This window comes from Achromobacter sp. 2789STDY5608621 (genome assembly GCF_001299375.1).
Taxonomy (GTDB): domain Bacteria; phylum Pseudomonadota; class Gammaproteobacteria; order Burkholderiales; family Burkholderiaceae_B; genus Achromobacter; species Achromobacter insuavis.
In genome coordinates this window covers 21,529-29,812 of record NZ_CYTU01000060.1, presented here as the reverse complement: position 1 = coordinate 29,812, position 8,284 = coordinate 21,529, and the positions used below count along the sequence as shown (strand labels likewise).

Annotated in this window: 8 protein-coding genes; 5 read left to right on the top strand and 3 right to left on the bottom strand. The window is 67.0% G+C overall.

Annotated elements, in window-relative coordinates:
- Window positions 1–196: 196 nt before the first annotated feature.
- The 3 genes from AOZ53_RS29955 to mpl all read right to left on the bottom strand — a co-directional run bounded on the left by AOZ53_RS29955 (window position 197) and on the right by mpl (window position 4,186).
- Complete coding sequence (locus AOZ53_RS29955; protein ID WP_054490610.1) at window positions 197–2,104, bottom strand: ribonuclease catalytic domain-containing protein; 1,908 nt, start codon at window positions 2,102–2,104, stop codon at window positions 197–199.
- A 66-nt stretch (window positions 2,105–2,170) separates the two neighbouring features.
- On the bottom strand, window positions 2,171–2,773 hold the full coding sequence (locus AOZ53_RS29950) for a YqiA/YcfP family alpha/beta fold hydrolase (protein ID WP_054478357.1): 603 nt from the start codon (window positions 2,771–2,773) through the stop codon (window positions 2,171–2,173).
- A gap of 42 nt (window positions 2,774–2,815) precedes the next feature.
- Window positions 2,816–4,186, bottom strand: a complete 1,371-nt coding sequence (gene mpl / locus AOZ53_RS29945; protein ID WP_054478354.1) for a UDP-N-acetylmuramate:L-alanyl-gamma-D-glutamyl-meso-diaminopimelate ligase — start codon at window positions 4,184–4,186, stop codon at window positions 2,816–2,818.
- 98 nt (window positions 4,187–4,284) lie between these two features.
- Here mpl and AOZ53_RS29940 point away from each other — a divergent pair, with 98 nt between their 5' ends.
- The 5 genes from AOZ53_RS29940 to prmA all read left to right on the top strand — a co-directional run bounded on the left by AOZ53_RS29940 (window position 4,285) and on the right by prmA (window position 8,273).
- Entirely contained in the window at window positions 4,285–4,821 is a 537-nt protein-coding gene (locus tag AOZ53_RS29940) for a TlpA family protein disulfide reductase (RefSeq protein WP_054432842.1), read from the top strand.
- Window positions 4,822–4,910: 89 nt separating this feature from the next.
- Window positions 4,911–5,345, top strand: coding sequence for a type II 3-dehydroquinate dehydratase (gene aroQ / locus AOZ53_RS29935; RefSeq protein ID WP_006392754.1), 435 nt, complete (start codon window positions 4,911–4,913; stop codon window positions 5,343–5,345).
- A gap of 88 nt (window positions 5,346–5,433) precedes the next feature.
- Entirely contained in the window at window positions 5,434–5,892 is a 459-nt protein-coding gene (gene accB, locus AOZ53_RS29930; RefSeq protein WP_054432841.1) for an acetyl-CoA carboxylase biotin carboxyl carrier protein, read from the top strand.
- Between the two features lie 9 nt (window positions 5,893–5,901).
- Window positions 5,902–7,248: an acetyl-CoA carboxylase biotin carboxylase subunit gene (gene accC, locus AOZ53_RS29925; protein ID WP_006392756.1), complete on the top strand. Its 1,347-nt coding sequence runs from the start codon at window positions 5,902–5,904 to the stop codon at window positions 7,246–7,248.
- Between the two features lie 98 nt (window positions 7,249–7,346).
- Complete coding sequence (gene prmA / locus AOZ53_RS29920; RefSeq protein ID WP_049071128.1) at window positions 7,347–8,273, top strand: 50S ribosomal protein L11 methyltransferase; 927 nt, start codon at window positions 7,347–7,349, stop codon at window positions 8,271–8,273.
- Window positions 8,274–8,284: the final 11 nt, after the last annotated feature.

Sequence of the window (8,284 nt, the reverse complement as noted above, 5' to 3'; positions counted from 1 at the left end):
ACGTCCCTACCCCAGCACCCTCCCACTGCGGAAGGCGCATCTACACCATACAAGGATGACGAAGGGGCAGTCCGGAGCGAACGCTCCGGACCGCAATCGTGGGCGCCCGCCGCCCGGGCCGCCTGCCAGACGGGCGGCCTAAGAAAGCCCGTCCCGAAGCCAGCAAAAAAGCCTACAGACAGGCCAAACGCCGCCCTCAGGCAGCAGCCTCTTCAGCCGCCGGCCCCACCTGCCCCACATACCGGCAGTCCAGCTCCAGCGACAACTCATCCATCCCCAGGATCTCCACCTCCACCGCCGTCCCGCGCTCCAGCTCGGGCATCCCCCCGATGCGGGTGACGAGCGGGCAGTTGGCGAAGCGCACCAGGTCTTCGCGCAGCACGTGGGCCACCGTGCGGGTGATGTGGTGCTGCTTCAGCCAGCGCAGGCACCAGTAGCGCTCCATTGCGCTCTGGAACTCGGCCCAGGCCGCGTACTGCGCGTCGAACGCGCCGATGATCGCGAACAGGTCCGCGTCGCGCGGCTTGAAGGGCGCCACCAGGCGCGCCGAGACGCCGTGTTCCACCGCGGCGATCAGCTGCCACTGGTTCACCAGGTCCACGTAGCGGCGCAGCGGCGACGTGCTCCAGGCGTATTGCGGCACGCCGATGGCCTCGTGCGGCAGCGCCTGCGTGCTCATGCGCACGCGGCCGGCCTGTTGCGAGCGGTAGATGCCGGGCACGCCGTGCTGGTTCAGCAGGCCGCCCCACAGGTTGTTGGCCAGGATCATGTACTCGGCCACCATCCGGTCCAGCGGCGCGTTGCGCTGGCGCGGCACCAGGCGCACCGGGGTGTCGGGATCGTCGGGGTTGCCGTCCAGGTAGAAGCTGTACTCCACCCGCGAGTTGTTCTCGGGCTTGCCGCGCACGTTCTCGCGTTGCGCCGACAGCGCCTGCGCCAGCTTCCACAGCGGGCGCAGCCAGTGGCCGTAGGGCATGTCGGTGGACGTGTCGTTCAGGCTCTCTTCCGTGACCTGGGCGTCGAGCATGTTGTGGCGCAGGTTCTCGCGCACCACCACGCGCTCCAGGCGCGTGTCGGATTCGATGACCTCGCCGGTCTCCGGGTTGGCCGTCACGTACAGCGACAGCACCGGCACCTCGCGGCCCGCGTCCAGCGAGAACGCCTTGATGACGTTGTCGGGCTGCATCGGGATCTTGTCGCCCGGCATGTAGACGGTCGACAGGCGCGCGCGCGCCAGCTTGTCGAATTCGCTGTCGCGCGTCACGGTCAGGCCGGGCGCGGCCACGTGGATGCCCACGCGCAGGTTGCCGTCGGGCAGGGTGGAGACCGACAGGGCATCGTCGATCTCGGTGGTGGTGACGTCATCGACCGAATAGATTTCGGCGTCCGACAGCGGCAGGTCGCGGTCGACCGGCGGCAGTTCCAGTTCGGGGAAGGCCAGGCCGCGCGGGAAGTTCACCGCCAGGAAGCGGCGCTTGTGCAGCGCCAGCGCGTGCGGCCAGGCGCCCAATTCCAGCAGCAGGCGGTCGGGGCTCTTGCCGAGCTTGGCGCAGGCGGCGTCAAGCGCCTTCCATTGCTGCGAATTCTTGTCGGGCCGGATCAGCAGCGATTCGGCGGCCTGGGCGATGGGCTCGGGCAGGCGGCCGGCGGCCATTTCGTCCACCCATTCCTGCTGCTGCTCGGCCTGGCGCTGTTTCTTTTCCAGCGCGGCCAGGGCGGCGGCCAGGATGTCGGGCGGGGCGGGGCGGTAGCTGCCCTTGCCGCGGCGGTGGAAATAGGCCGGCGCGCCGTGCAGCCGCATCAGCAGCGCGGCCTGCTCGACCGGAGTGGGGGCGTGGCCGAAATAATCGGCCGCCAGCACGGGCGAATCGAATTCCTCCTGGGGGGCGCATTCCCACAGGAACTGCAGGTCCAGGGTGTCGGCCAGAGCGGTCGCCTGGGCCATCAGCGCGGCCGGTTCGGGCGCGGCGAAATTGAACAGGGTGTTGGCGCGCTTGATCTTGCTGCGCTTGCCCGATTCCGACTCCACCTGCAGGCTGGCGTCGGTTTCGGACAGGATATGGCCGGCCTTGAAGCTGCCGTCGTCTTCGTAAAACACATACATGGTGAGGGTCGTCCTGGGCGGCGCGCATGCGCCGCCTTGCGCAGCTATCTATCGTTGATGTCAGTGTTATTTGGGGCCATTCGGCGCGGAGCCAAGAGCGAATTCGAGCACCTCGGGCATCCAGTCGGCGAAATCGGACAGGCCGTGGTCGCTGCCCTGCACGATGCGCTGGCGGCAATCCGCGTAGCGATCGCGCATTTCGCGCCAGTCCAGCACCTCGTCGCCCGTCGCCGCCACCAGGAAATACCGCTCTGGCTGGGTGATCCGGCTGACGTGCAGGGCGGCCAGTTCCTCCACATACTCCGGCAGGAACATGAACGGCGCGTCGGAATGATACATGCGGTGCTCGCCCACCTGGGTCGCCAGGTCGCGCGCGGCCTCGACCGCGGGGTTGAGCAGCACCGCCTTGCAGCCCAGCTGTTCGGCCAGCCAGGTGGCGTAGAAGCCGCCCAGCGACGAGCCGACCACGGTCAGCGCGCGCGGGTCGGCGGCGCCGGCCAGTTGGCGCTGGGCGATGCCCAGCGCCAGCGCGACGGCCTCGCGCGGGCTGGCCGGCAGTTGCGGGCAAGCCCAGTCGCCGGCCAGGCCGCGGGCGGCCATGGCGTCGGCCATCAGGCGGGCCTTGAACGAGGTCGGCGAGGAACGGAAGCCGTGCAGGTAAAGAATCATCTCGTGCCTTTCCGGTGGAGCGGGATCGCGGGGCGCCAGGCCTCAGCCGCGCGCCTCCAGGGCGGCCAGCAGTTTGCCGTGGATGCCGCCGAAGCCGCCGTTGCTCATCACCAGCACCTGGTCGCCGGGTCGCGCGGCATGCGTGACGGCGGCCACCAGGGCGTCGATATCATCGTAACTGGAAGCACGCTCGCCCAGGGGCGCCAGCACCTCCGCCGGATTCCAGCCCAGAGCGTGCTTGCCGGCGCGGGCGCCGAAGCAGAACACCAGGTCCGCGTCGCGCAGGGAGTCCGGCAGGCGCGCCGCCATGGCTCCCAGCTTCATGGTGTTGGAGCGCGGCTCCAGCACGGCCAGGATGCGCGTCGGTCCGACCTGGCGGCGCAGGCCTTCCAGGGTGGTGGCGATGGCGGTGGGGTGATGGGCGAAATCGTCATAGACCTTGACGCCGTTGACCGTGCCGCGCAGTTCCATGCGGCGTTTCACGCCGCCGAACCGGCTCAGGGCCTCGACGCCCTCGGCCGCCGGCACGCCGGCGTGCTCGGCGGCGGCCAGCGCCGCCAGCGCGTTCATGCGGTTGTGTTCGCCGCCCAGGGTCCAGCGCACGGTGCCCATGTCGACGCCGTCGCGCCGCACCTCGAAGGCGCCGCTATCGTCGGGCGCGCCCGCCTGCCAGGCGCCATCGGCGCCGAACGTGACGGTTTCCGACCAGCATCCGCGCGCAATCACGCGGTCCAGCGCCTCCGAGTGCGTCGGGCGGATGATGCGGCCGGACGCCGGAATGGTGCGGACCAGGTGATGGAATTGGGTTTCGATGGCGGCCAGATCGGGGAAGATGTCGGCGTGATCGTATTCCAGGTTGTTCAGCACCGCGGTGCGCGGGCGGTAGTGGACGAACTTGGAGCGCTTGTCGAAGAACGCCGTGTCGTATTCGTCCGCTTCGATCACGAAGGGGCGGCGCGCCGGGTCGTAGCGCGCCGACACGTGCAGGTCCTGGGCCACGCCGCCGATCAGGAAGTTGGGCGCCAGGCCCGCGGCCTCCAGGATCCAGGCCAGCATCGAGCTGGTGGTGGTCTTGCCATGGGTGCCGGCCACCGCCAGCACGTGCGCGCCGGGCAGGATGTTGTCGCCCAGCCATTGCGGGCCGGACACGTAGCGGGCGCCGGATTCCAGAATGGCTTCCATCAAGGGGTTGCCGCGGCTGACGACGTTGCCGATCACGTACAGGTCCGGCTTGAGGGCCATCTGCTCGGGGCCGAAGCCCTCGATCAGCTCGATCCCCTGTTCGGACAGCTGGGTGCTCATGGGCGGGTAGACGCCCGCATCGCAACCGGTGACCTTGTGGCCGGCGGCGCGCGCGATCAACGCCAGGCCGCCCATGAACGTACCGCAGATGCCAAGAATGTGCAGGTGCATTGAAAACTCTCCTGTCCTGCATTGTATATATAGGCGCAGGTCATGCCGGCGCGGCGGCCGATGCGGCGAAAACCGGCCGCAGCGGTTATGATCGCGCCATGAATCGACGCCTACTCCTTTCCGCCGCCGTGGCCGTTGCCGCCACGGTCGCGGGTGGCTACACCCTGCTGGGGCGCAACAAGCCGCAGCCGGCACCCGCGGCGCCCGCCGCCGAGGATCCTGTCGCCGCCCTCATGCAGTTGCAGCTGCCCGACCTGAACGGCGCGACCCAGTCGCTGGCCGCCTGGAAAGGCCAGCCCATCGTGGTGAATTTCTGGGCCACCTGGTGCGCGCCATGCGTCAAGGAAATGCCCGAGCTCGACGCGTTGCAGAAAAAATACCCGCAAATCAAGTTTGTCGGTATCGGCGTGGATTCTGCCGCCAACATGCAAAAATTTGTCGAGAAAGTACAGGTTTCCTACCCGTTGTGGGTCATTGGCGCCGGTGCCATCGACACCCTGCGCAAGCTCGGAAACCCCAGCGGCGGCCTGCCGTTTACCATTGTTTTCAACGCAGATGGCAGCATTAACCGGAAGATATTGGGTGAAATCCAGCCTGATGATCTGAACCAGACGCTATCCGGTTTGAAGGCGTAAGTCTGTTGGACAAATAGTAGGAATTGGCGTAAAAAGCTGGTTTATCGGCTGTTTTGCCAACAATTGGCAATCCACTCATTGGCAAGCGCATGGCGCAAAACATACTGGTATTGCATGGCCCGAATCTGAACCTGCTCGGCACCCGGGAACCTCACATCTACGGCAGCCTCACGCTGTCCCAGATCAACGAGGGCCTGGAGCGGCTGGCCGGTGACTTGGGCGCCACGCTGACCGCGTGGCAAGGCAATCACGAAGGCGCGCTGGTTGACCGCATTCAGGCGGCCCGGCAAGACGGCACCGATTTCATCATCATCAACGCGGCGGCATATACGCACACCAGCGTCGCGATCCGCGATGCGCTGGCCGGGGTCGCGATCCCATTTATTGAAGTACATTTGTCCAACCTGTATAAGCGAGAGCCCTTCAGGCATCACTCATATCTGTCCGACTTGGCGGTAGGCCTCATCAGCGGCCTGGGCGCGGACGGCTACGAAGCGGCTCTGCGTTACGCAGTGCGGCACTGATCTCGCACCAACTCTCAGCTTTTACATCTTATATGGCGCGGCCCCGACGATCGGGACGTTGCCGACACTATCTCGGGAAGCAGCTTCTATGGACCTTCGAAAACTCAAAACCCTGATCGACCTGGTGGCTGAATCGGGCATCGCCGAGCTGGAAATCACCGAAGGCGAAGGCAAGGTTCGCATCGTCAAGTTCTCGCAGACCCTGCAGCCGGTGGCCTACCACCAGCCGGAAGCCGGCGTCGCCGCCGCGCCGGTGGCCGCCGCCGCGCCCGCCGCTGCCCCCGCCGCGGCCGAAGCCGCCCCGGTGATCCAGGGCCACGTGGTCAAGGCGCCGATGGTCGGCACTTTCTACCGTTCGCCGAACCCGGGCGCCGCGCCGTTCATCGACGTCGGCGCCACGGTCAAGGAAGGCGATCCGCTGTGCATCATTGAAGCCATGAAGCTGCTCAATGAAATCGAAGCCGACAAGTCCGGCGTCATCAAAGAAATCCTGGTCGAAAACGGCGAGCCCGTCGAGTACGGTCAACCCCTGTTCGTCATTGGCTGATAGCTGAAAATGTTCGAAAAAATCCTGATCGCCAACCGGGGCGAAATCGCCCTGCGCATTCAGCGCGCGTGCCGCGAGCTGGGCATCAAGACCGTGGTGGTGCACTCCGAAGCGGACCGCGAAGCCAAGTACGTGCGCCTGGCCGACGAATCCGTGTGCATCGGGCCCGCGCCGTCGCGTGAAAGCTACCTCAACATGCCGGCCATCATTTCGGCGGCCGAAGTCACGGATTCCGAGGCAATCCACCCGGGTTACGGGTTCTTGTCCGAAAATGCCGACTTCGCCGATCGCGTCGAAAAGAGCGGCTTCGTCTTCATCGGCCCGCGCCCCGACACTATCCGCCTGATGGGCGACAAGGTCAGCGCCAAGCGCGCCATGATCGAAGCCGGCGTGCCGGTGGTGCCCGGTTCCGAAGGCGCGTTGCCCGACGATCCGCAGGAAATCATCCGCGTTGCGCGCGAAGTCGGTTATCCGGTCATCATCAAGGCCGCTGGCGGCGGCGGTGGCCGCGGCATGCGCGTGGTGTACACCGAGGCCGCGCTGCTGAACGCCGTCACCATGACGCGTTCGGAAGCGGGCGCCGCGTTCAACAACCCGGAAGTCTATATGGAGAAGTTCCTCGAGAACCCGCGCCATGTGGAAATCCAGGTGCTGGCCGACGGCGGTCGCAACGCCGTGTGGCTGGGCGAACGCGACTGCTCCATGCAGCGCCGCCACCAGAAGGTCATCGAGGAAGCGCCGGCCCCCGGCATCGCGCGCCGCCTGATCGAGCGCATCGGCGACCGCTGCGCCGACGCCTGCCGCAAGATGGGCTACCGTGGCGCCGGCACGTTCGAGTTCCTGTATGAGAACGGCGAGTTCTATTTCATCGAAATGAACACCCGCATCCAGGTCGAACACCCGGTCACCGAGCTGATCACCGGCATCGATCTGGTGCAGCAGCAGATCCTGATCGCCGCCGGCGAGAAGTTCACGCTGCGCCAGCGCGACATCACCTTCAAGGGCCATGCCCTCGAGTGCCGCATCAACGCCGAGGATCCGTTCCGCTTCGTGCCCAGCCCCGGCCGCATCACCAACTGGCATACGCCGGGCGGCCCGGGCGTGCGTATCGATTCGCACGCGTTCAACGGCTACTTCGTGCCGCCGAACTATGATTCGATGATCGCCAAGGTCATCACCTACGGCGACACGCGCGACCAGGCCCTGGCCCGCATGCGCACCGCGCTGTCGGAAATGGTGGTGGAAGGCATTTCCACCAACATCCCGCTGCACCGTGAACTGCTGCAGGATGCCCGCTTCATCGAGGGCGGCACCAGCATCCACTATCTGGAAAACAAGCTGGCCCAGCGCCCCTGACCAGCAAATAGGGGCCCTTGGCCCCTTTTTTACTGCCTTAACCGGCTGACCGGGCCGCGGCGTTTGCCGCGGCCCGTTGGCCAGATGGAAGAATCATCATGCGTGAACTCGTGCTCCATTGCCAGGAGGCGCAAGCCGAGGCCCTGTCCGACGCCCTGCTGGAAGCCGGCGTGCTGTCGGTGTCCGTCGAGGACGCCGACCTGGGCACCGACGACGAGCGTCCGCTGTTCGGCGAGCCGGGCACCGAGCCCGACGTGCAGGCCTGGGAACGCAATCGCGTCGTGGCCCTGCTGCCGGACGGAGCCGATCCCGCGCAGATCATGGAAGAAGCCGCCGCCGCGGGCGAGCTCGACCCGGCGCTGTTCGCCGGCTGGAGCCTGCGCGACGTGCCGGACGCCGACTGGGTGCGCCTGACGCAATCGCAGTTCGGCCCCATCCACATCGCCGAGCGTCTCTGGATCGTGCCCAGCTGGCACCGCGACAGCCCGGACGTGCCGGGCCTGGAAGCGGCCGCGGCCGAGGACGGCGCCATCCATATCGAACTCGATCCGGGCCTGGCCTTCGGCACCGGCAGCCATCCGACCACGCACCTGTGCCTGGCCTGGCTGGAAGCCGAGTTGCCCAAGGGCGCGACCCTGCTGGACTACGGCTGCGGCTCGGGCATCCTGGCCATCGCCGCGCGCAAGCTGGGCGCCGGCCCGACCCAGGCCGTCGACATCGACGCCCAGGCGGTGCAGAGCACGGTCTTCAACGCCGAGGTCAACCACGTCGAACTGCAGGCCATGTTGCCCGACGGCCTGGCCGACGGCACGTTCGAAGTGGTGGTGGCCAACATCCTGTCCAACCCGCTGAAGGTGCTGGCGCCCATGCTGGCCGGCCGCGTCGCCGCCGGCGGTCACCTGGTGCTGTCTGGCGTGCTGGAACGGCAGGCCGAGGAAGTCGCCGCCGCCTACGCGCCCTGGATCGCCATGTCGGTCTGGCGCGCCCGTGACGGCTGGGTCTGCCTGCACGGCCAGAAGGCCTGAGTCCGTTTCCG

Coding starts and splice junctions, on each gene's coding strand:
- AOZ53_RS29955 (WP_054490610.1), bottom strand. CDS start 2,104: ATGTATGTGTTTTACGAAGACGACGGCAGCTTCAAGGCCGGCCATATC.
- AOZ53_RS29950 (WP_054478357.1), bottom strand. CDS start 2,773: ATGATTCTTTACCTGCACGGCTTCCGTTCCTCGCCGACCTCGTTCAAG.
- mpl (WP_054478354.1), bottom strand. CDS start 4,186: ATGCACCTGCACATTCTTGGCATCTGCGGTACGTTCATGGGCGGCCTG.
- AOZ53_RS29940 (WP_054432842.1), top strand. CDS start 4,285: ATGAATCGACGCCTACTCCTTTCCGCCGCCGTGGCCGTTGCCGCCACG.
- aroQ (WP_006392754.1), top strand. CDS start 4,911: ATGGCGCAAAACATACTGGTATTGCATGGCCCGAATCTGAACCTGCTC.
- accB (WP_054432841.1), top strand. CDS start 5,434: ATGGACCTTCGAAAACTCAAAACCCTGATCGACCTGGTGGCTGAATCG.
- accC (WP_006392756.1), top strand. CDS start 5,902: ATGTTCGAAAAAATCCTGATCGCCAACCGGGGCGAAATCGCCCTGCGC.
- prmA (WP_049071128.1), top strand. CDS start 7,347: ATGCGTGAACTCGTGCTCCATTGCCAGGAGGCGCAAGCCGAGGCCCTG.